This window comes from Rhodosalinus halophilus, from assembly GCF_003298775.1.
Taxonomy (GTDB): Bacteria; Pseudomonadota; Alphaproteobacteria; order Rhodobacterales; family Rhodobacteraceae; genus Rhodosalinus; species Rhodosalinus halophilus.
Genome location: NZ_QNTQ01000024.1, coordinates 18,758 through 38,212, shown reverse-complemented (window position 1 = coordinate 38,212; position 19,455 = coordinate 18,758). Strand labels below are relative to the sequence as shown.

19 protein-coding genes are annotated in these 19,455 nt (G+C 71.4%); 10 read left to right on the top strand and 9 right to left on the bottom strand.

Going from position 1 to position 19,455, the window contains the following annotated elements; genetic code table 11:
* Window positions 1–119 precede the first annotated feature (119 nt).
* The gene (locus DRV85_RS17375) at window positions 120–707 is read right to left on the bottom strand and encodes a TetR/AcrR family transcriptional regulator (protein WP_113290743.1); all 588 of its coding nucleotides are present in this window, start codon (window positions 705–707) and stop codon (window positions 120–122) included.
* Window positions 708–967: 260 nt separating this feature from the next.
* Between DRV85_RS17375 and DRV85_RS17370 the strand changes: the two genes are divergently transcribed.
* Window positions 968–1,855, top strand: coding sequence for a hypothetical protein (locus DRV85_RS17370; RefSeq protein WP_113290742.1), 888 nt, complete (start codon window positions 968–970; stop codon window positions 1,853–1,855).
* Window positions 1,856–2,000: 145 nt separating this feature from the next.
* Here DRV85_RS17370 and DRV85_RS17365 read toward each other — a convergent pair whose 3' ends face one another.
* Both DRV85_RS17365 and DRV85_RS17360 read right to left on the bottom strand, forming a co-directional pair.
* The gene (locus DRV85_RS17365; RefSeq protein ID WP_113290741.1) at window positions 2,001–2,459 is read right to left on the bottom strand and encodes a DNA polymerase III subunit chi; all 459 of its coding nucleotides are present in this window, start codon (window positions 2,457–2,459) and stop codon (window positions 2,001–2,003) included.
* Window positions 2,460–2,572: 113 nt separating this feature from the next.
* Window positions 2,573–4,054, bottom strand: coding sequence for a leucyl aminopeptidase (locus tag DRV85_RS17360; protein WP_113290740.1), 1,482 nt, complete (start codon window positions 4,052–4,054; stop codon window positions 2,573–2,575).
* Window positions 4,055–4,189: 135 nt separating this feature from the next.
* On the opposite strand from DRV85_RS17360, the gene lptF reads away from it, so the two are divergent.
* The 6 genes from lptF (at window position 4,190) to rsmA (ending at window position 11,698) form a co-directional block, all read left to right on the top strand.
* Entirely contained in the window at window positions 4,190–5,323 is a 1,134-nt protein-coding gene (gene lptF / locus DRV85_RS17355; RefSeq protein ID WP_233495571.1) for an LPS export ABC transporter permease LptF, read from the top strand.
* Window positions 5,320–6,411 (top strand): LPS export ABC transporter permease LptG, encoded by a 1,092-nt coding sequence (gene lptG / locus DRV85_RS17350; protein WP_113290739.1) that lies wholly within the window; start codon window positions 5,320–5,322, stop codon window positions 6,409–6,411. Before lptF ends, lptG begins: the two co-directional genes overlap by 4 nt.
* Window positions 6,411–8,549, top strand: coding sequence for an LPS-assembly protein LptD (locus tag DRV85_RS17345; RefSeq protein WP_113290738.1), 2,139 nt, complete (start codon window positions 6,411–6,413; stop codon window positions 8,547–8,549). The genes lptG and DRV85_RS17345 overlap by 1 nt, the downstream gene beginning before the upstream one ends.
* Entirely contained in the window at window positions 8,540–9,793 is a 1,254-nt protein-coding gene (locus DRV85_RS17340) for a peptidylprolyl isomerase (protein ID WP_113290737.1), read from the top strand. The genes DRV85_RS17345 and DRV85_RS17340 overlap by 10 nt, the downstream gene beginning before the upstream one ends.
* A complete protein-coding gene (gene pdxA, locus DRV85_RS17335; protein ID WP_113290736.1) occupies window positions 9,790–10,761 on the top strand; it encodes a 4-hydroxythreonine-4-phosphate dehydrogenase PdxA in 972 nt (323 codons plus the stop codon). Before DRV85_RS17340 ends, pdxA begins: the two co-directional genes overlap by 4 nt.
* A gap of 97 nt (window positions 10,762–10,858) precedes the next feature.
* Window positions 10,859–11,698: a 16S rRNA (adenine(1518)-N(6)/adenine(1519)-N(6))-dimethyltransferase RsmA gene (rsmA, locus tag DRV85_RS17330; RefSeq protein ID WP_113290735.1), complete on the top strand. Its 840-nt coding sequence runs from the start codon at window positions 10,859–10,861 to the stop codon at window positions 11,696–11,698.
* 3 nt (window positions 11,699–11,701) lie between these two features.
* On the opposite strand, the gene DRV85_RS17325 is transcribed toward rsmA, so the two are convergent.
* From DRV85_RS17325 to DRV85_RS17300, 6 genes are all read right to left on the bottom strand, one after another.
* Entirely contained in the window at window positions 11,702–12,292 is a 591-nt protein-coding gene (locus tag DRV85_RS17325; protein ID WP_113290734.1) for a DUF4167 domain-containing protein, read from the bottom strand.
* A 231-nt stretch (window positions 12,293–12,523) separates the two neighbouring features.
* Window positions 12,524–13,372, bottom strand: a complete 849-nt coding sequence (gene prmC, locus DRV85_RS17320) for a peptide chain release factor N(5)-glutamine methyltransferase (protein ID WP_113290733.1) — start codon at window positions 13,370–13,372, stop codon at window positions 12,524–12,526.
* Entirely contained in the window at window positions 13,369–14,418 is a 1,050-nt protein-coding gene (gene prfA / locus DRV85_RS17315) for a peptide chain release factor 1 (protein WP_113290732.1), read from the bottom strand. Before prfA ends, prmC begins: the two co-directional genes overlap by 4 nt.
* Before the next feature lie 70 nt (window positions 14,419–14,488).
* Window positions 14,489–14,914: a DUF1499 domain-containing protein gene (locus DRV85_RS17310; RefSeq protein WP_113290731.1), complete on the bottom strand. Its 426-nt coding sequence runs from the start codon at window positions 14,912–14,914 to the stop codon at window positions 14,489–14,491.
* 59 nt (window positions 14,915–14,973) lie between these two features.
* On the bottom strand, window positions 14,974–15,945 hold the full coding sequence (gene speB, locus DRV85_RS17305; RefSeq protein WP_113290730.1) for an agmatinase: 972 nt from the start codon (window positions 15,943–15,945) through the stop codon (window positions 14,974–14,976).
* Window positions 15,946–15,950: 5 nt separating this feature from the next.
* Entirely contained in the window at window positions 15,951–17,108 is a 1,158-nt protein-coding gene (locus tag DRV85_RS17300; RefSeq protein WP_113290729.1) for an amidohydrolase, read from the bottom strand.
* A gap of 60 nt (window positions 17,109–17,168) precedes the next feature.
* Between DRV85_RS17300 and mazG the strand changes: the two genes are divergently transcribed.
* Genes mazG through DRV85_RS17285 form a run of 3 tightly spaced genes read left to right on the top strand, consistent with a single transcriptional unit; the run spans window position 17,169 to window position 19,423 of the window.
* Window positions 17,169–17,981 carry a nucleoside triphosphate pyrophosphohydrolase gene (gene mazG / locus DRV85_RS17295; RefSeq protein ID WP_113290728.1) on the top strand — a complete coding sequence of 271 codons (813 nt, stop codon included), beginning with the start codon at window positions 17,169–17,171 and terminating at the stop codon, window positions 17,979–17,981.
* Window positions 17,982–18,035: 54 nt separating this feature from the next.
* Complete coding sequence (locus DRV85_RS17290) at window positions 18,036–18,977, top strand: nucleoside hydrolase (RefSeq protein WP_113290727.1); 942 nt, start codon at window positions 18,036–18,038, stop codon at window positions 18,975–18,977.
* The gene (locus tag DRV85_RS17285; protein WP_113290726.1) at window positions 18,974–19,423 is read left to right on the top strand and encodes a GNAT family N-acetyltransferase; all 450 of its coding nucleotides are present in this window, start codon (window positions 18,974–18,976) and stop codon (window positions 19,421–19,423) included. Before DRV85_RS17290 ends, DRV85_RS17285 begins: the two co-directional genes overlap by 4 nt.
* The last annotated feature ends 32 nt before the right edge of the window (window positions 19,424–19,455 follow it).

Genomic DNA, 19,455 nt, shown 5'->3' with positions numbered 1-19,455 from the left:
CCCTCCAAGCCGCACAGCCCCAACGAGCAGCGAAAGGCACCGATCGGATGGGTCGCAATTCGCCGGACTCGGGCGCGAGATCGCGGCGATGGGAGACGGCACGCGGCTACGAAATCGGCTCAGGCGGCGCGATCGCGCCCAAGAATGAGCGCGGTCGCAAGCTCCACGACATCGTCGATGCGGTCCGAGGGGCCGGAGAGATTGTTATGCACGGCGAATCCGTCATAGGCCATGAAGACCAGATGCGCGAGATGGCCGTCCTCTGCGATATGGCGCCGCTCTTCGGGCAGCGCCTCGCAGATCACCTCGGTGATCTGGCTCTCGCACCACCGCAGGAGATTGCGCGGAAGGGCGCCCTGCGACCGAACGACGGCCAGCGCCTGCACCAGATTGTTGGCGAAGCAGTTGTCGTCAGAGGGAATCTCGTGCCAGATAGCCTTCAGGACGACCTTCAGCCGGGTCTCCGCTTCCGTGAACTGTCGTGCGTGTTCGGCCAGCATCTCGATCCTGGCCTTCAGCCAAGGTTCATAGACCGCGAGAAGGATGTCCAGCTTCGAGTCGAAATAGACGTAGATATTCGCAGGCGAGGTATTCGCCTGTCGCGCGATCGCCGACATGGTCGTAAAGGCGTAGCCGTTCTTGCGAAAGAGACCATCTGCGGCGTCGATGATGGCGGCGCGGATTTCCGGTTTCTTTCTCTGCACCATGACGCTGGGGATCTAGCAATCAAAACGACTGTCCGGTCGAAACTATTTTCCCGATCCGCCCCCTTTAAGCAAGACGTTCTGACCTGCAAGCGGGGATTTCAGGCGACGAAATCTTCGTAATTACGAATTTGGCGGATTTCGTCCTTCAGTTTCGTCTTACGAAACGAGGAGCGCCGCCGCGGACCAGCGCGGCATTCCCGGTTTTCCTGCCCGCGGCAACCTGTCTATACTCGGCGCGAAGGCAGGCAAGGGCAGCAGGGATGCGGATCGTCCTCCACGCCGGGTCGCTCGCAACCGACGAGGACCGGCTCATCAAGACGCTACTGCGCAACATCGACCATCTGGCGCCGCGCGGCGTGGCGGTTCCGGGGCCCTCGCGCTACCGGCAATTGCTGCGCGACACGCTGGTGTCCATGCGCCGGGCCGATCCGGCGCCCGATGCGCGCGAAGTGCTGCTCGACACGATGCTCGACCGCGCGCCCGAGGAGGTCGAGCGCCTGATCCTGTCCAACGAGCGCTTCTTCGCGGCGCCGCAGCAGGCCTTCGCGGGCGGCGTGCTCTTTCCGCAGGCGGAGGAGCGGCTGGCCAACATGCGGCGGCTCTTCCCAGACGACGGGCTGGAACTCTATCTCGCGGTGCGCAATCCGGCCACTTTCCTGCCGGCGGTGCTCTCGAGCCTCAAGGGCGCCACGCTCGAGGAGATGATGCAGGGGCTTCCGCCCTCCGAGATGCGCTGGTCGAACCTCGTGGCCCGGCTGCGCGACGGCGTGCCGGACGTGCCGATCACGCTGTGGTGCTACGAGGACAGCCCGATCCTGTGGGGCACCATCCTGCGCGAAATGGCGGGGCTGGAGCAGGGCACGAAGATCGCGGGGGCCTTCGACCTTCTGGGCGAGATCATGTCGGCGGAGGGCATGCAACGCTTCCGGGCCTATCTGGCCAAGCATCCCGAACTGACCGAGCCGCTCAAGATGCGGGTCATGGCGGCCTTTCTCGACAAGTTCGCGCTCGACGAGATGGTTGAGGAAGAGCTCGACATCCCCGGCTGGACCGAGGAAACCGTGACGGCGATGACGGACGCCTACGAGGCCGACGTCGCCGCGATCGCCGAGATGGAGGGCGTGCGCCTGCTCTCGGCCGAAGGTTAGGGCGTGTTGCGTTTAATCGGAAACGGTTCGACGACGGGCGCGCGACCGCCCGGGTGGGCGCGGAACGCGCCCGCCTTGGGGGCGGGCGGGCGCGTGCCCGTCGCGGGCGCGACGGGCAGGTGAATCCGACCCGCCGCACCACGCTCTAGCGTTCGGCCTTCTTCTCCCAGCGGCCCGACTCCTCGGACCAGTACTGCGCGCGGCACCCCGCCTTGGTGAGCGCCGCCCACTGGCCGCGCGCGCGCTCGAGCGCAGCGGCGTCGTTGCCGTCGAAGAGCACGCAGACCCGGTCGAGCGTCGCGACCTCTTCCGGCGCGACCTCTGCGCCGTCCACCGCCATCAGGCAGGCCGCGCCGTTGGGCATCTCGCGCCCGGTCGTCAGAAGCACGGGCTGGCGCGCGTCATGCGCGCCCCCGGCGAGCCCGTGCGGCAGGAAGCCGTCCTCCGGCCCGAGCCAGAGCTTCTCGTCGAGCCAGGCGAGGCGCTCGGCATCCCCGCCGCGCACCGCGACGCGCCAGCCCCGCGCCAGCGAGGCCTCGAGCAGCTGAGGCAGCGCCGCCTCGAGCGGGCGGCGCGTGAGATGGTAGAAATAGGCCTCGCCCATTCAGATCCGCGCGGCGCGGCGGAGGGCGCCGAATGGCTGCATTGCGGCGCTGGCGGCGCTGGCGGTGTCCGAGACCCCGCCGCCCGGCGCGCGGTCGCCGTGTCCGCACCGCCTCATGACTCGAAGCGGTCCGCCACCAGCCGGTCGAGCGCCATGACCCCCCAGCCGGTCGCGCCCTTCGGCGCGAGAGGCGTGTCCTTGGACAGCCGCGCCACCCCAGCGATGTCGATGTGCACCCACGGCGTGTCCTCCTTCACGAAGCGGCCGAGGAACTGCGCCGCGGTGATCGAGCCCGCCGCGCGGCCGCCCACGTTCTTCATGTCCGCGATGTCGGATTTCAGCAGCTCGTCGTAGGCCTCGCCCAGCGGCAGGCGCCAGGCGCCCTCGCCCTCGGCGTCGGCCGCCTTCTGCAGCGCGCCGCAGAGCGGATCGTCGTTGGAGAAGAGGCCCGCCTTCTCGTTGCCCAGCGCGATGATCATGGCGCCCGTGAGCGTGGCGAGGTCGATCATGCCGGCGGGCTTGAAGCGCTCTTGCGCGTACCACATCACGTCGGCCAGCACGAGCCGCCCCTCGGCGTCGGTGTTGATGACCTCGATCGTGTCGCCCTTCATGGACTTGACCACGTCGCCGGGGCGGGTGGCCGTGCCCGAGGGCATGTTCTCGACAAGGCCCACGAGACCCACGACGTTGGCCTTGGCGCCGCGCCGCGCGAGCGCCTTCATCACCCCCGAGACGACGCCGGCGCCGCCCATGTCCATGGTCATCTCTTCCATGCCCTGCGCGGGCTTGAGCGAGATCCCGCCGGTGTCGAAGACCACCCCCTTGCCGCAGAGCGCGAGCGGGGCCGCGCCCTTTTCGCCGCCCTTCCACTGCATCACGACGACCTTGGAGGGCGAGGCCGAGCCCTGCCCGACCGACAGAAGGCTGCCCATGCCCAGCTTCTCGAGATCGGCCTCCTCGAGCACCTCGACCTCGAGCCCCAGGTCGGCCAGCGCCGTCAGCCGCTGGGCGAACTCGGTGGTGGTGAGCACATTGGCGGGCTCGTTCACCAGATCGCGGGTGAAGAAGACGCCCTCCGCGAGGGCGGCGTTGCGCGCCCAGGCGGCCCGGGCCTCCTCGGGCTTGTTCGTCCAGACCGTGATCGCGGCCTCCGACGTCTCCTCCGCCTCATCTCCCTTCGACTTGTGCTCGGCGAAGGCGTAGCCGCGCAGCACCGCGCCCAGGGCGAGCTCGTGCAGCTGCCGGCGGTTCGCGCCGATGACGGTCAGCGGCTTGCCCTTGGCGGCGCGGCCCAGCGCACCGCCGGCCTTGCGCGCCTCGGCCGCCGTCGGCCGCGGCGGCAGGTTGACGACTTCGATCGCCTCGGCGGCCACGCCGGCAGGCCAGGCCAACGTCATCGAGTCGCCGCGCTTGAGCCTGGCGAAGGCCGGCGAGGCCACGGCGCGTTCAACAGCCCCCTTTGCGAGGCGGTTGAGCCGCCGCGCCACCTGATCGAGCCGCGCGCCGGGCTCCGCCAGCACGGCGATCCGGCCCTCGAGGCCGGCCAGGGCCTCGGTGTCGGGGGCGGCGAAGGTCACGGCGGCGGGATCGGTCATGGGCGTCTCCTCTGGCGTCTCTGCGAGCTGGCCCCGAGTCCTAGAGCGAGGCCCGCCGATTGGCCAGATGGGAGTTTGCCCCCCCGCCCCTTTCCGCTAGTCTGCCCGCCGCAGCGCGCGCATCCGGGGGGCCGCTTGGCGAGATTCGACCGATATCTGATCGGGCAGCTCATGGTGCTGTTCGGCTTCTTCGCGCTTGTCCTGGTGGGTGTCTACTGGGTCAACCGGGCGGTCGTGCTCTTCGACCAGCTGCTGGCCGACGGGCACTCGGCGATGGTGTTTCTGGAGTTCACCATGCTGGCGCTGCCCAAGGTCATCGCGATGGTGCTGCCGATGGCGGCCTTCGCGGCGACGGTCTATGTCGTCAACCGCCTCGCCTCGGAGAGCGAGCTCACCGTGATGCAGGCCACCGGCTTCTCGCCGTGGCGCATCGCGCGGCCCGTGCTGATCTTCGGGCTGATCGTCGCGGCGATGATGGCGATGCTGACCAATGTCCTGCTGCCTGCCGCCAGCGCCGAACTCGAGAAGCGTGAGTCCGAAATCTCCACCTCGGTCTCGGCGCGGCTGCTGCGCGATGGCGTCTTTCTCAACCCAGCGCGCGGCGTCACCTTCTTCATCCGCGAGATCACGCCCGAGGGCGAGTTGCGCGACGTCTATCTCTCGGACCGCCGGCGCGAGGGTCGCCCCGTGACCTACACGGCGGAACGCGCCTTTCTGCTGCGCGACGGCGAGAGGACGCAGCTCGTGATGGTCGACGGGCTCGCCCAGACCCTCGACGCCGACGACCAGCGTCTGTCGGTGACGAATTTCGAGGAGTTCGCCTACGATGTGAGCCGGCTGATCGAGGCGGCGCGCCCGCCGCGCGACCGCCCGGCGCATCTGTCGACCGCGGACCTGCTGCTCAGCCCGGATGACGCGATGGCGCGCACCGGCTACAGCCGCGCGCGGGTTCTCGAGGAAGGCCATATGCGCCTGCAGCAGCCGTTGCTGGCGGTCGTGGCGGCGCTCGTCGGCGCGGCCACGCTGCTCGCGGGCGGCTTCAACCGGCTGGGCCTCGGCCCGCAGGTGGCGCTCGCCGTGCTGCTGCTGGTCGCCGTCAAGATGGTGGAGGGCGCGCTCGGCAACCTGGTGCGGACCGAGGCCTGGGCCTGGCCGCTGATCTATCTGCCCAGCGCGATGGGGCTCGCCATGGCGGGAGGGCTGCTCTGGTTCGCGGCGCGGCCGCGCCGGCCGCGCGGGGCGCGGCCCGCCCCGGAGGCCGCGGCATGACGCTGCATCTCTACTTCGCGCGGCGCTTCGCTTTCCTGTTTCTCGCGACGGCGACGGCGGTGACGCTCTTCGTGGGTCTCGTGGATCTGGTCGAACAGGTCCGCCGCGCCGAAAGCGACATGACCTTCCGCCAGGTGCTGGGCCTCACGCTGCTCAACCTGCCCTCGGGCATCTACGAGTTCCTGCCGCTGATCGTGATCCTCTCGGCGATCGCGCTCTTCATGGGCCTGGCACGGTCCTCGGAACTCGTGGTGACGCGGGCCGCGGGGCGCTCGGGCCTGGCGGCGCTCGTCGGGCCGGCGATCGTGGCGGCGCTGATCGGCGCGCTGGCGGTGGCGATGCTCAATCCCGTCGTGGCCGCCACATCGACGCGCTATGCCGAGCTGCGCGAGGCCTACGAGGGCGGCGGCTCGGTGCTCTCGATCGGGCGCGAGGGACTGTGGCTGCGCCAGGGCGACGCGCGCGGGCAGACCGTGATCCGGGCCGCGCGCACCAATCCCGAGGCGACGGTGCTCTTTGACGTGAGTTTCGTCGAATACCTCGCGGACGAAGGCCCCGTGCGCCGGATCGAGGCGGCGCGGGCCGAGCTCGGGGACGGCGCCTGGCAGTTGAGCGAGGCCAAGGTCTGGCCTCTGGGAGAAGGGGTCAATCCCGAGGCGGCCGCGGAACGGCTGGACCTGCTCACCGTGCCCTCCTCGCTGACACAGGACCGCATCCGCGACAGCTTCGGCCAACCCTCGGCCGTGGCGATCTGGCGGCTGCCGGACTTCATCGGCCAGCTCGAGGATGCGGGCTTTTCCGCCCGGCGCCATGCCGTCTGGCTGCAGATGGAGCTCGCGCGGCCGCTCTTCCTCGTCGCGCTGGTGATCGTCGCCGCGGGCTTCACCATGCGGCACCCGCGCGCCGGGCGCACGGGGATCTACGTTCTGGCGGCCGTGCTGCTGGGGTTCGGGCTGCACTACATCCGCAACTTCGCGCAGATCCTCGGCGAGACGGGGCAACTGACCCCCTGGATCGCCGCCTGGACGCCGCCGGTGGCGGCGCTGCTGCTCGCGCTCGGGCTGGTGCTGCAGCGGGAGGAGGGCTGATGCGCGGCGCGCTCAGCGCCGTCACGCTGGCGCTGGCCCTCGCGCTCGGCGCCCCGCCGCTCGCGGCGCAGGAGAGGCAGGAAGAGCCGGCCCCCGCGATCCTCGTCGCCGACCGGGTCTTCGTCGAGGGCGAGTCGCGTCTGGTGGCCGAGGGCGCGATCGAGGTCGTACAGGGCGACCGACGGCTCGAGGCCAGCCGCATCGTCTACGACGAGGAATCCGGGCGGCTGGAGATCGAGGGGCCGCTGCGGCTGACCGAGGGCGACGACGCCACGGTGCTCGTCGCCGAGGCCGCCGAACTCGACCGCGACCTGCGTGACGGCCTTATCCGCAGCGCGCGGCTGGTGCTCGACCGCCAGCTGCAACTCGCCGCGGCGCGGGTCGATCGGGTCCGGGACCGCTATACCGTTCTGACCAACACGGCCGTCACCTCCTGCCAGGTCTGCGAGACCGGCCGCCCGCCGCTGTGGCAGATCCGGGCGCGCCAGGTGATCCACGACCGCGAGGCGCGCCAGCTCTATTTCGACGGCGCGCAGCTGCGCGTGCTCGACGTCCCGGTGTTCTATCTGCCGCGTCTGCGCCTGCCGGACCCGACGCAGGAGCGCGCACGCGGCTTCCTGCTGCCCGAGGTGCGCAACACCTCGGATCTGGGCCTCGGACTCAAGCTGCCCTATTTCGTGCCGATCGGCCCGCACCGCGACATCACGCTGACGCCCTATCTCTCGACCGAGACGCGTACGCTCGAGTTCCGCTACCGCCAGGCCTTCGTGCGCGGCGATCTCCTGCTGCGCGGCGCGCTCAGTTCGGATTCGCTGCCCGAGGAAGGCGTGCGCGGTTACTTGTTCGGGTCGGGCGACTTTGCGCTGGGGCGCGGCTACCGGCTGAGCTTCGATGTCGAGACGACCTCGGACGAAGCCTATCTCTCCGACTACGGCTATTCCGGCAAGGACCGGCTCGACAGCGAGATCACGCTCTCGAAGATCCGCCCCGGCGGTTTTCTGGAGGCGGGGCTCGCGCATTACCAGTCCCTGCGCGAGAACGAGGACAACGCGACCCAGCCTTCGCTGGTGCTCGACGTCTTTCACGAGCGCCGCTTCTTCCCCCGCAGGCCGGGCGGCGAGCTGCGGCTCTTCGGCGGGGCGCATGCGCATTACCGCTATTCCGACAGCGACGTGGTCGGGCGGGACGTGGGCCGCCTGTCCGCCGGCGCGCTCTGGACGCGTCGCTGGACGGGGCCTGCCGGGGTCCGGCTGGGCCTCATGGCGGGGCTCAGGGCCGACAGCTTCGGCGTCTGGCAGGACAGCACCTCCGATCCGACGGAGACGGTGCTGACGCCGCAGGCCGCGCTGGAGCTGCGCTGGCCGCTCGCGCGCGCCGGGCGCGGCGGGGCCGTGCATCTGCTGGAGCCGGTCGCGATGCTGGCCTGGACGGGCGGAACGCGGCCCGACGTGCCCAACGACGCCAGCACCGGTGCGGAATTCGACGAGGGCAACCTGTTCGCGCTCAACCGGTTCCCGGCCGCCGACCGTCAGGAGCGGGGCTGGCGCGCGGCCGCGGGTCTGCGCTGGCTGCGGCAGGATCCCGGCGGCTGGAGCCTGGGCGTGACGGCCGGGCGCGTCTGGCGCGCGGAGGCCGACGACGCCTTCAGCCCGAGTTCCGGCCTGACGGGGGAACGCTCGGACTGGCTGGTGGCGGGCGAGCTCGCGCTGCGCGAGGGCCTGCGCCTCGAGGCGCGCGGCCTTTTCGGACGCGGGTTCGACGTCACCAAGGCCGCCGCGCGCGCGCTCTGGCGCACGCAACGGCTCGACCTCGCCGCGACCTATGTCCTGCTGCCGCGCGACACGGTCGAGAACCGCCCCGATCCGCTCTCCGAATGGAGCTTCGACGGCACCTACCGGATGGGACGGCACTGGACGGGGTCGGCCGAATGGCGCTACGACATCGCGGCGGACCGTTCCGCCAAGGCGGGCGTCGGCCTCGCCTATCGCAACGAGTGCGTCGAGGTGCGGCTTTCCGCCTCGCGGAGCTTCGCCACTTCGGCTAACCTCGACCCCGGCACGGATTTCGGGCTGACGGTCGCGCTGAAAGGGTTTAGCACGGGCGGCAGCGCCAGGGAGTACCGACGCACATGCAACTGACGCGACTGACAGCCAGTCTCCGACGTCTCGCGGCCGCCGGTCTGGCCGCGCTCGTGCTCGCCACGACGCTGGCCGGCGGCGCGGCGGCGCAGGGGCTGTTCTCGCCCGCGCTCGTCGTCAACGACGAGGTGATCTCGACCTTCGACCTTCAGCAGCGCGCGCGTTTCCTGACGCTGCTCAACGCCCCCGGCACCCCCGAGGAGGAGGCGCGCGAGCAGCTCGTCGAGGAGACGCTGAAGCTGGCGGAGGCCGCGCGGCTGGGCCTGCTCCCGGAAGAGGAGGCCGTGGCTGAAGGCATGGCCGAATTCGCCGGCCGCGCCGACCTGGACACGGAGGCGTTCCTGCAACTGCTGGAGCAGGGCGGCGTCGCGCCCGACACCTTCGAGCGCTTCGTGCGCGCGGGCGTCGCCTGGCGCAACGTGGTGCGCGCCCGCTTCGGCCAGCGCGCCGCGCCGTCCGAGGCCGAGATCGACCGCGCCATCGCCGGCGCGGGCGGCCGGGCGAACCTGCGCATCCTGCTGTCCGAGATCATCCTGCCCGCGCCGCCCGACCGCGCCGCGGAGGCGCGCGCGCAGGCCGCCCGTCTCACCTCCATCACCTCCTTCTCCGAGTTCTCGCAGGCGGCGCGCGCGCTCTCGGCCAGCGGCTCGGCAGAGGCGGGCGGCCGGCTCGGCTGGCAGGACATCACCCGCTTTCCGCCGCAGATCCGGCAGGTTCTGCTCTCGCTCGCCCCGGGCGAAGTGACGGATCCCATCCCGGTCGAGAACGGGATCGTCCTGTTTCAGCTGCGCGCGGTGGAAGAGACCGCCTACGAGCCGCCCGAATACGCCGAGATCGAATATGCCGCCTATCTGATCCCCGGCGGCCGGAGCGAGGCGGCGCGCGCCGAGGCGCAGCGCATCCGCAGCAGCGTGGACCGTTGCGACGATCTCTACGGCATCGCGCAGGGTCAGCCCGCCGAGCGGCTGCGCCGCGAAAGCGTGGCGCCCGAGGCGCTGCCCCGCGACATCGCGCTGGAGCTGGCCAAGCTCGATGCGGGCGAGATCTCCACGGCGCTGACCCGGACCGACGCGACCGGCGCGCCGGCGCTGATGCTGCTGATGCTCTGCGAACGCACGCCCGAGGCCGTGGCCGACACCCCCCGCGAGGAGGTCGCCAACGCGCTGCGCAACCGCCGGATCGAGACCCTCGCCCAGGGCTATCTCGAGCAGCTCAAGGCCAACGCGCGCATCGTCGCGCCATGACCGGGCGGCCGGTCGCCGTGACCTGCGGCGAGCCAGCCGGGATCGGGCCGGAACTCGCGGCGAAAGCCTGGGCCGCGCTGGGCGCGGATCTGCCATTCTTCCTGATCGGCGACCCCCGGCATCTGCCCGGGGGCACGCCGGTCGCAGAGATCGCGGCCCCCGAGGAGGCCGCGGAGGCCTCCGCGCGGGCGCTGCCGGTCCTGCCGCATCCCTTCCCGGCGCCCGCCACGCCCGGGCGTCCGGACGCACGCAACGCGCAGGAGGTGGTCGCCACCATCGCCCGCGCGGTCGATCTGGTGCAGTCCGGCACGGCGCGGGCTGTCTGCACCCTGCCGATCCACAAGCAGGCGCTGGCCGAGGGCGCCGGTTTCGCCTTTCCGGGGCATACCGAATACCTCGCCGCGCTCGCCGGCGTGGCGCATGTCGTGATGATGCTGGTCTCGCCACGCCTGCGGGTCGTGCCGGCCACCATCCACATTCCGCTCGCCGAGGTGCCCGGGGCGCTGACGCAGCCGCATCTCGAGCGCGTTCTGCGGATCACGCACGACGGGTTGCGCGACCGCTTCGGCCTCGACCGGCCCCGCATCGCGGTGGCCGGGCTCAACCCGCATGCCGGCGAAGGCGGGCGCATGGGGCGGGAGGAGATCGAGATCATCGCGCCGGTACTGGAGCGGCTCAGGGCGGCGGGCATGGAGCTGCGCGGCCCGCTGTCGGCGGACACGATGTTCCACGCCGCCGCGCGGGAGACCTACGACGCGGCCGTGGCGATGTACCACGACCAGGCGCTGATCCCGGTCAAGACGCTGGACTTCGACCGAGGGGTGAATCTCACGCTCGGCCTGCCCTTCGTGCGCACGTCGCCCGACCACGGCACCGCCTTCGACATCGCGGGCACGGGCCGGGCGAACCCTGCGTCGACGCTGGAGGCGCTGCGGCTGGCGGCACAACTGGCCGAAGGCGACGCATGAGCGCGGCGGAGAAAATTCTTCGTCCGAAGAATTTTCGGCAGCCCCCGGCAGGTGGCGAATTTTCGTACGAAAATTCGCGCGGCGCCGGGCCGCAACGATGAGCGGGCTCGAGACCCTGCCGCCGCTGCGCGAGGTGATCGCGCGGCACGGGCTCGCGGCGCGCAAGGCGCTGGGGCAGAACTTCATCCTCGATCTGAACCTGACCCGCCGGATCGCCCGCACGGCCGGCGACCTCTCGGCCTCGGACGTCTTCGAGGTCGGCCCCGGCCCCGGCGGGCTCACGCGCGGGTTGCTGATGGAGGGCGCGCGCCATGTCCTGGCGGTCGAGAAGGACGCGCGCTGCCTGCCCGCGCTGGAAGAAATCGCCGCGGCCGCACCGGGACGGCTGACGGTTCTGCAGGGCGACGCGCTGCAGGTGGATCCGACGCGCCATCTGGCGCCGCCGATCCGCGTCGTCGCGAACCTGCCCTACAACGTGGGCACGGAACTGCTCGTGCGCTGGCTCACGCCTGCGGACTGGCCGCCCTGGTGGGCGAGCCTCACGCTGATGTTCCAGAAGGAGGTGGCGGAACGGATCGTCGCCAGGCCCGGCGGCCGCGCCTACGGGCGGCTTGCGGTGCTCGCGCAGTGGCGTGCGGAGGCGCGCATCGCCTTCGCGCTGCCGCCCGCGGCCTTCACCCCGCCGCCCAGGGTCTCTTCCGCCGTGGTCCACATCGAGGCGCTGGGGGCGCCGCGCCATCCCGCGCCCGCCGCGACCCTGCAGCGCGTGACCGCCGCGGCGTTCAACCAGCGGCGCAAGATGCTGCGCACGGCTCTGAAGGGCCTCGCCCCGGACATCGAGACGCATCTCGAGGCAGCCGGGATCGATCCGACGGCGCGGGCGGAAACCGTGTCGATCGAGCGCTTCTGCGCGCTCGCCCGGTCGCTGGAGGAATAGCCGCTACTCGGCCGCCTCGCGGCCGCCCTCGCCGGCGCCGCGGCCCTGCGCGCCCTTCTCGCCGTCCTGCGCGGAGGCGTCGCCGCCCTCGCTCTTGCGGCCGCGCGACCGGCGCGAGCGCGGCTTGGGCTTCGGCGCCTCTTCCGGCGTCTCGACGAGCCCGCTGTCGCTCTCTGCGCTGTCGCGCTCGGCGATGTCGGGTTGCGGCGCGCTGCCGGGATCGGCCTGCTGCGACGATTCGCTCTTCTGGTCCGGAGAGTCGCGCTCCTGCCGTTCGGCCCGCTCGCGGTCACGCTGCGCCTGACGCTCGCGGTTTTCGCGTTCCTGCTGCTCGCGCCGCGCGTCCTGTTCGCGCTGCGCCTCCGCCAGCAGCCTCAGATAGTGCTCGGCGTGCTGCTGGAAGTTCTCGGCCGCGACCCGGTCGTTCGCCAGCGCCGCGTCGCGCGCGAGCTGGTTGTACTTGTCGATGATCTGCTGCGGCGTGCCGCGCACCTTGCCCTCGGGGCCCGAACTGTCGAACACCCGGTTGACGACATTGCCCACCGAACGGGAGCGGTTCGATTTCGACCGCGACCTGGTTTTGGAAGATCTCATGCAGTCCTGTCCAGCCTTTAAGTCCGATCCCGCCCTGTGCGGCGCTTCCGCGCGATGCACGCGCCTTGCTCTGATGCCGGGCGGTGTTTTTGGCTTGGGGCCGGTGGCGACGCGCCGAACTGGGCGTCTCCTTACCCGGCTTGAAGCTGACTAAACACGTCGCCGCCGGCGTTACAAGAGGCAATATACCGATATCGGGCGCATTCGGCGCAAATCTGCAACGCCATCGGATCAGGTCAAGCGTTGCCGTTCACGGAACCGTCGGGCGGAAACCACCCGGTCCCTGACATCAAGGTCGGGTCCGACGGCCACATCGTCAAGCCCCGCGGCCAAGAAAATGCCGGCGACCGCGCGGCCCTGCGTCGCTCCGATCTCGACGATCAGCCGGCCGCCGGGCGCGAGCAGCCGCGGCGCGGCGGCCGCGATCGCGCGATAGGCGGCGAGCCCGTCGCCGCCCGGAGAGAGCGCCATCCCGGGGTCGTGGCGCACCTCCGGCGCGATGTCGCGCAACTCCGCTTCCGCGAGATAGGGGGGGTTGGACACGACGAGGTCGAAAGGCCCCTCGATCCCCTCGGCCCAGTCGGCCTGCACGAGGCGAAGCCGGCCCGCGACGCCGTGCCGCTCGGCGTTCGCGCGGGCGACCTCGAGCGCTGCGGACGACAGGTCCGTCGCCACGCCGGTCGCCTCGGGCCACTCGGCGAGCAGGGTCACGGCGAGGATCCCGGACCCGGTGCCCAGATCGAGCAGGCGGCGCGCGGGCTCCTCGAGCGCGGCGGCGATCAGGCATTCGGTCTCGGGCCTGGGATCCAGCACCTCAGGCGTCACCCGGAAATCGCGGCCCCAGAACTGCCTGCGGCCCAGGATGCGCGCCACCGGCTCGCGCGCGGCGCGCCGCGCGATCATCGCGTCATAGGCGGCCGCGGCCGCGGGGCCGACCGCATCGGGCCCCATCACCCCGATGCGCTCCGGCGCGACCCCCATCGCCTCGGCCAGGAGCCAGCGCGCGTCGCGCGCCGCGCCCTCGATTCCCGCCGAGGCCAGCCGCGCCCGGCCGGCGGCCAGCGCCTCGGCGACGGTCATCCCTCCATCTCGGCCAGCTGCGCCGCCTGCGCCTCGGCCTGCAGCGCGTCGATCACCTCGTCCAGATCGCCCTGCATCACCTGATCGAGCTTGTAGAGCGTGAGCCCGATCCGGTGATCCGTGAGCCGCCCCTGCGGGAAATTGTAGGTGCGGATCCGCTCGGACCGATCGCCCGATCCCACCTGCGCGCGCCGCGCCGAGGCGCGTGCCTCGGCAGCCTTGCGGCGCTCCATGTCGAAAAGCCGCGCGCGCAACACCTGCAGCGCGATCTCGCGGTTGCGGTGCTGCGACTTCTCCGAACTCGTCACCACGATGCCCGTCGGCAGATGGGTGACCCGCACCGCCGAGTCGGTCGTGTTCACGTGCTGCCCGCCCGCGCCGGACGCGCGCATCGTGTCGATGCGCAGGTCGCCTGGGTCGATCTCGACATCCACCTCCTGCGCCTCGGGCAGGACGGCGACCGTGGCGGCCGAGGTATGGATGCGACCGCCGGCTTCCGTCGCCGGCACCCGCTGTACCCGGTGCACGCCGGACTCGTATTTCAGCCGCGCGAAGACGCCCTCGCCCACCACGCGCGCCACCGCCTCGCGCACGCCGCCGAGCTCGCTCTCGGCCAGCTGGACGATTTCGAAGCGCCAGCCCTTCCCCTCCGCGTAGCGCTGGTACATCCGCAGCAGATCGGCGGCGAAGAGCGCCGCCTCCTCGCCCCCCGTGCCGGGCCGGATCTCCAGCACCGCGGGGCGGGCGTCGGCCGCGTCGCGGGGCAGCAGGGCGCGGCGGACGGCCTGCTCGGCCTCTGGCAGCTCGGCGCGCAGGCGCTCGACCTCCTCGCGGGCGAGCGCGGCCATCTCGGGGTCGTCCAGCATCGCCTCGGCCTCGGAGAGCTCGTCGCGCAGCGCGCGCCAGCGGCCGATGGACTCCATCACCGGGCGCAGCTCGGCATGCTCGCGCGCGAGCGCGACCGGATCGCCGCCCCCCTCCGCGAGCCGCGCCTCGACATAGGCGAACCGCTCGGCGATCTGCTCCAGCCTGTCCTCGGGGATCATGGCGCGTGCATCCTCCATCGCGCGCGGCTGGTCAAGAGCGCGCCCGGGCCGGCGCAGCGCGCTGCGCCGGCTACCGCGCCTCGCGCAGGGCCGCGATCCAGCCGTCCACGCGCGCGCGGTTCACCCCCATGTCGGAGCTGCCGAAGCGCAGCCGGCCATGGACCAGCAGATCGTCGCCCGCCTGCCGGACGGTCGTGTAGTCGGGAAAGCCCCAGAGCGCCGATCGGGTGACGTAGGTCACCATGCCCTCGGCCACCGAGCCTGCCAGCACCTGCGTGCGCGGCGCGGCCCGCGCGATCGCGTCGAAGCGTGCCAGCGCATCCGGCCCCGCCCCTTCCACCCGGCGCTTGACCCCGCCCTGGAGATCCGCGTCGCCGGTCACGTCCGGGGCCACGTGCCAGCGCGCGGGGTCGGTGGGCGCGAAGCGCACCCAGGCCGCGAAATTCGCCACGATCAGCACCAGCAGAACACCGAACCAGAACAGCACCTTCACCATCCCCCGTCCTTCTTCCTGACCCAGGTGGTCCCGCCGCAGGCCCGTCGGGCCGCCGGCCTTCAGCGACGCGCCAGCCGCGCCTGACCGACGAGACAGAGCAACTCCATGGCCACATGCGCGCCGGCGACCGCCGTCGCGCCCGTGGTGTCGAAGGGCGGCGAGACCTCGACGACATCGCCGCCCTTCACGTCGATCCCGCGCAGACCCTGAAGGATCGCCGCCGCCTGCCACGAGGCGAGCCCGCCCCAGACCGGCGTGCCTGTGCCGGGCGCGAAGGCCGGGTCCAGCGCGTCGATGTCGAAACTCAGATAGACAGGCCCCTCGCCCAGGATGCGGCGGGCCTTGCGCACCACCTCCGCGACGCCGTTCTCGTGCACCTCGCGCGCATCGACGATGGCGATGCCCAGGGGGTCGGGATTGTAGGTGCGGATGCCGATCTGCACCGAACGCGCGGGATCGATCAGCCCGCGCTTCACGGCCTTGTAGAACATGGTCCCGTGGTCGATGCGGCCCGCGTCGTCGTCGGCCCAGGTGTCGGTGTGCGCGTCGAACTGCAACAGCCCCAGGGGTCCGAACTTCGCTGCATAAGCCTCCAGAATCGGGAGAGAAATCGAATGATCCCCGCCCAGCGTGACGCTCGCCGCGCCGGCCTCGAGGATGCCAGCGACATGCGCGCGCAGCGCGGCGGGAAACTCGGCCGGACGCGCGTAGTCGAAGGCCAGGTCGCCGTAATCCGCGATGGCCAGCGTCTCCATCGGGTTCCAGCCGCCCCAGCCCCAGGGCGGGTCGTAGGTCTGAAGCGTGCTCGCCTCGCGGATGGCGCGAGGGCCAAGGCGCGTGCCAGGGCGGTTCGTCACCGCCTGATCGAAGGGCACGCCGGTCACCGCGATATCCACTCCGCGGAGATCCTTGGTGTAGCGCCGGCGCAGGAACGAGGTCGCGCCCGCGAAGGTGTTCTCGAAGCTCGCGCCCTTCAGATCCTCGCGGGTGAAGGCGTGGTCGATCTGCTTGCCGGCGTCCTCGAGAGCCATCCGCGTCACTCCACCGGCAGCGCCCGCTCGACGAGCCGGGCGTAGAGGCTCGCGCCCACCGGCGCGATCTCGTCGTTGAAATCATAGGCAGGATGGTGGCACATCGGCGTCTCTCCCTGCCCCACCAGCAGGTAGGCGCCGGGCCGCGCCTCCAGCAGATAGGCGAAGTCCTCCGCGCCCATGCTGGGCTCTGTTTCGGTATCCACCGCGCAGCCCACGATGTCGCGCGCGACCTCGGCCGCGAAGGCGGTCTCGCGCGGGTGATTGACCGTCGCCGGATACCAGCGATCGTAGTCGAGATCCGCGCGCAGCCCGTGCGCCGCTGCGACGCCCTCGGCGATCGCGCGCACCCGCTCCTCCGCCCAGTCCCGCCAGTGCGGATCGAAGCTGCGGACGGTGCCGGCGATCAGGGCTTCGCCGGGGATCACGTTGGTGGTCGTCCCCGCCTGCACCTGGGTGAGCGCGATGCGCAACTCGGCGCGCGGATCGGCCTCGGAGGGCAGCGCCCGGATCGCCTGCGCCGCGGCGAGCGCCGCCGGGATCGGATCCAGGGCCTCGTGCGGGCGCGCCGCGTGGCCGCCCTCGCCCCGGAAGGTCAGGCGATAGTCGTCCACCGCCGCCATGATCGGGCCGGCGCGCGTGGCCACCTGGCCCACCGGCAGGCCCGGGCGGTTGTGCAGCGCATAGACCTCGCGCAGGTCGAAGCGGTCGGGCACGCCCTCCTCCACCATCACGCCGCCGCCGCCGCCGTCCTCCTCGGCGGGCTGGAAGATCACCACCGCGCGGCCTGCGAAATTGCGCGTCTCGGAGAGGTATTTCGCCGCGCCCAGCAGCATCGCGGTATGCCCGTCGTGGCCGCAGGCATGGGCCCGTCCCGGCACGGTCGAGGTCCACGCCGCCCCACTCTGGTCCGGCATCGGCAGCGCGTCCATGTCGGCGCGCAGCCCGATCGCGGGCCCCTCGCCCCGGCCGCGGATCACGCCCACGACGCCGGTCCGCGCGATCCCCTCGTGCACCTCGTCCACGCCGAAGTCGCGCAGACGCGCGGCCACGTAGCGCGCCGTCTCGTGGCAGTCGAAGCCGAGCTCGGGATGCGCGTGCAGATGCCGTCGCCAGCCGGCCATTTCGTCCGAGAGCGCGGCGATGCGGTTGATGACGGGCATGGACTCCCCCTATGACGCGGGCCAGTCTCCCCTTCAAACAGCAAGACCGGACACGCCGCAATGCCCGACGATCCCTTTCCCGGCCTCGCGGGGCTCGACCGCCTGCGCGCCGTCATGGCCCGCCTGCGCGACCCGGAGGCGGGCTGCCCCTGGGACATCGAACAGGATTTCGCCAGCATCGCGCCCTACACCATCGAGGAAGCCTACGAGGTCGCCGACGCGATCGAGCGCGCGGCCTGGGACGAGCTCGAGGGCGAGCTGGGCGATCTGCTGCTGCAGGTGGTCTATCACGCGCAGATGGGCGAGGAGGCGGGGCTCTTCAACTTCGATTCGGTCGCGCAGAAGATCGCCGACAAGATGGTGGACCGCCACCCGCATGTCTTCGGCGAGGAAAGCCGCGAGAAATCCGCCGAGCAGCAGACCCGCGACTGGGAGGCGGTGAAGGCGGCCGAACGGGCGGCGAAGGCGCGTGGCGGCGTGCTGGACGACGTGGCGCTGGCGCTGCCCGCCTTGATGCGCGCAGTGAAGCTGCAAAAGCGCGCCGCAAGGGTGGGCTTCGACTGGCCGCATGCGGGCGAGGTGCTGGACAAGATCGCCGAGGAGGCCGCGGAGCTGGCCGAAGCGCGTGAGCGTCTGAGCCAGGCGGAGATCGCCGAGGAATTCGGCGACCTGCTCTTCGTCATGGCCAATCTCGCCCGGCACTTGCGCGTGGACCCGGAAGAAGCGCTGCGCGGCGCAAATGCCAAGTTCACGCGAAGATTCCGGGCGATAGAGGCCGCACTTGAGGCAAAGGGCAAGCGCCCGGAGGACTCCGACCTGACCGAGATGGACGCGCTCTGGGAGGCGGCGAAGCGGGCCGAGCGCGCGGGGTGATTGCGCGGCACGCCCGCCTCTGTCACTTCTGACGCGAACCACGACAGGACAGCCATGCCGCCGCGCCGCATCATCATCGACACCGATCCCGGGCAGGACGACGCCGTGGCGATCCTGCTCGCGCTGGCAAGCCCCGAGGAAATCGAAGTGCTGGGGATCACGGCGGTCGCCGGCAACGTGCCCCTGCCGCTGACGGCGCGCAACGCGCGGATCACCTGCGAGCTGGCCGGGCGCCCCGATATCCGCGTCTTCGCCGGCTGCGACCGGCCGCTGGAGCGTCCGCTGGTCACCGCCGAGCACGTGCACGGCCGCACCGGCCTCGACGGCCCCGAACTGCCCGAGCCGCGCATGGCGCTGGAAGAGGCGCACGCGGTCGATTTCATCGTCGAAACGCTGCGCCGGGAGCCTGCGGGCAGCGTCACGCTCTGCCCCCTCGGGCCGCTCACGAATATCGCCACCGCCTTCCTGCGCGCGCCCGATATCGTCGGGCGCGTGGCAGAGATCGTGCTGATGGGCGGGGCCTACTTCGAGGTCGGCAACATCACGCCGGCGGCCGAATTCAACATCTACGTCGACCCGCAGGCCGCTGAAATCATTTTCAAATCCGGCGTACCGCTCACGATCATGCCGCTCGACGTGACGCACAAGGCGCTGGTGACCAAGGCGCGCAACGACGCCTTCCGCGCGCTGGGCACGCCCGTGGGCCTCGCCGTCGCGCAGATGACCGATTTCTTCGAGCGCTTCGACAAGGAGAAATACGGCTCCGAAGGCGCGCCGCTGCACGATCCCTGCGTCACGGCCTACCTGATCCGGCCCGACCTCTTCTCGGGGCGCCACATCAACGTGGAGATCGAGACGACCTCCGAGCTCACCATGGGCATGACGGTGGCCGACTGGTGGCGCGTGACCGATCGCGCGCCCAACGCGACCTTCATGGGCGACATCGACGCCGAGGGCTATTTCGCCCTGCTGACCGAGCGGCTGGCGCGGCTATGAGCGCGGCGCTGCATCTGGCCCGGCCCGACGACCTGGAGCGCCTCCTGCCTCTCGTCGCGGCCATGCACGCCGAAGCGCAGATAGACCAGGACGAGGCGCGACGGCGCGACGCGCTCACCCCCCTGCTCGAGGGTTCGCCGCACGGCGCGGTCTATCTGATCGGCCCGCGCGGGGCGCCCATCGGCTACGTGATCGTCACCTTCGGCTGGTCGGTGGAGTTCGGCGGGCTCGACGGCTTCATCGACGAGCTCTACGTCCGCCGCGCGGTGCGTGGCCGCGGCATCGCGGGCGACGCGCTCGACGCGCTGGCGCGGGCGTTGCGCGAGGCGGGCGTGGTGGCGCTCCATCTCGAGGTGGACCGCGAGAACGCCGCCGCGCGCCGCCTCTACGCCCGCGCGCGCTTCGCGCCGCGCGAACGCTACATGCTGATGTCGCGGAAGCTGTGAGCGGGCAAGCGGTTTGAAAACCGCTTGCAAGC

What these genes read in the sequence shown, in the direction of transcription:
- DRV85_RS17375 (WP_113290743.1), bottom strand. Translation starts at nt 707, where the DNA reads ATGGTGCAGAGAAAGAAACCGGAAATCCGCGCCGCCATCATCGACGCC.
- DRV85_RS17310 (WP_113290731.1), bottom strand. Translation starts at nt 14,914, where the DNA reads ATGGTGAAGGTGCTGTTCTGGTTCGGTGTTCTGCTGGTGCTGATCGTG.
- prfA (WP_113290732.1), bottom strand. Translation starts at nt 14,418, where the DNA reads ATGATCCCCGAGGACAGGCTGGAGCAGATCGCCGAGCGGTTCGCCTAT.
- prmC (WP_113290733.1), bottom strand. Translation starts at nt 13,372, where the DNA reads ATGACCGTCGCCGAGGCGCTGGCCGCCGGCCGGGCGCGGCTGGCCTCG.
- DRV85_RS17365 (WP_113290741.1), bottom strand. Translation starts at nt 2,459, where the DNA reads ATGGGCGAGGCCTATTTCTACCATCTCACGCGCCGCCCGCTCGAGGCG.
- DRV85_RS17285 (WP_113290726.1), top strand. Translation starts at nt 18,974, where the DNA reads ATGAGCGCGGCGCTGCATCTGGCCCGGCCCGACGACCTGGAGCGCCTC.
- DRV85_RS17370 (WP_113290742.1), top strand. Translation starts at nt 968, where the DNA reads ATGCGGATCGTCCTCCACGCCGGGTCGCTCGCAACCGACGAGGACCGG.
- mazG (WP_113290728.1), top strand. Translation starts at nt 17,169, where the DNA reads ATGCCCGACGATCCCTTTCCCGGCCTCGCGGGGCTCGACCGCCTGCGC.
- lptG (WP_113290739.1), top strand. Translation starts at nt 5,320, where the DNA reads ATGACGCTGCATCTCTACTTCGCGCGGCGCTTCGCTTTCCTGTTTCTC.
- DRV85_RS17325 (WP_113290734.1), bottom strand. Translation starts at nt 12,292, where the DNA reads ATGAGATCTTCCAAAACCAGGTCGCGGTCGAAATCGAACCGCTCCCGT.
- rsmA (WP_113290735.1), top strand. Translation starts at nt 10,859, where the DNA reads ATGAGCGGGCTCGAGACCCTGCCGCCGCTGCGCGAGGTGATCGCGCGG.
- DRV85_RS17290 (WP_113290727.1), top strand. Translation starts at nt 18,036, where the DNA reads ATGCCGCCGCGCCGCATCATCATCGACACCGATCCCGGGCAGGACGAC.
- speB (WP_113290730.1), bottom strand. Translation starts at nt 15,945, where the DNA reads ATGGCTCTCGAGGACGCCGGCAAGCAGATCGACCACGCCTTCACCCGC.
- DRV85_RS17300 (WP_113290729.1), bottom strand. Translation starts at nt 17,108, where the DNA reads ATGCCCGTCATCAACCGCATCGCCGCGCTCTCGGACGAAATGGCCGGC.
- DRV85_RS17340 (WP_113290737.1), top strand. Translation starts at nt 8,540, where the DNA reads ATGCAACTGACGCGACTGACAGCCAGTCTCCGACGTCTCGCGGCCGCC.
- DRV85_RS17360 (WP_113290740.1), bottom strand. Translation starts at nt 4,054, where the DNA reads ATGACCGATCCCGCCGCCGTGACCTTCGCCGCCCCCGACACCGAGGCC.
- DRV85_RS17345 (WP_113290738.1), top strand. Translation starts at nt 6,411, where the DNA reads ATGCGCGGCGCGCTCAGCGCCGTCACGCTGGCGCTGGCCCTCGCGCTC.
- pdxA (WP_113290736.1), top strand. Translation starts at nt 9,790, where the DNA reads ATGACCGGGCGGCCGGTCGCCGTGACCTGCGGCGAGCCAGCCGGGATC.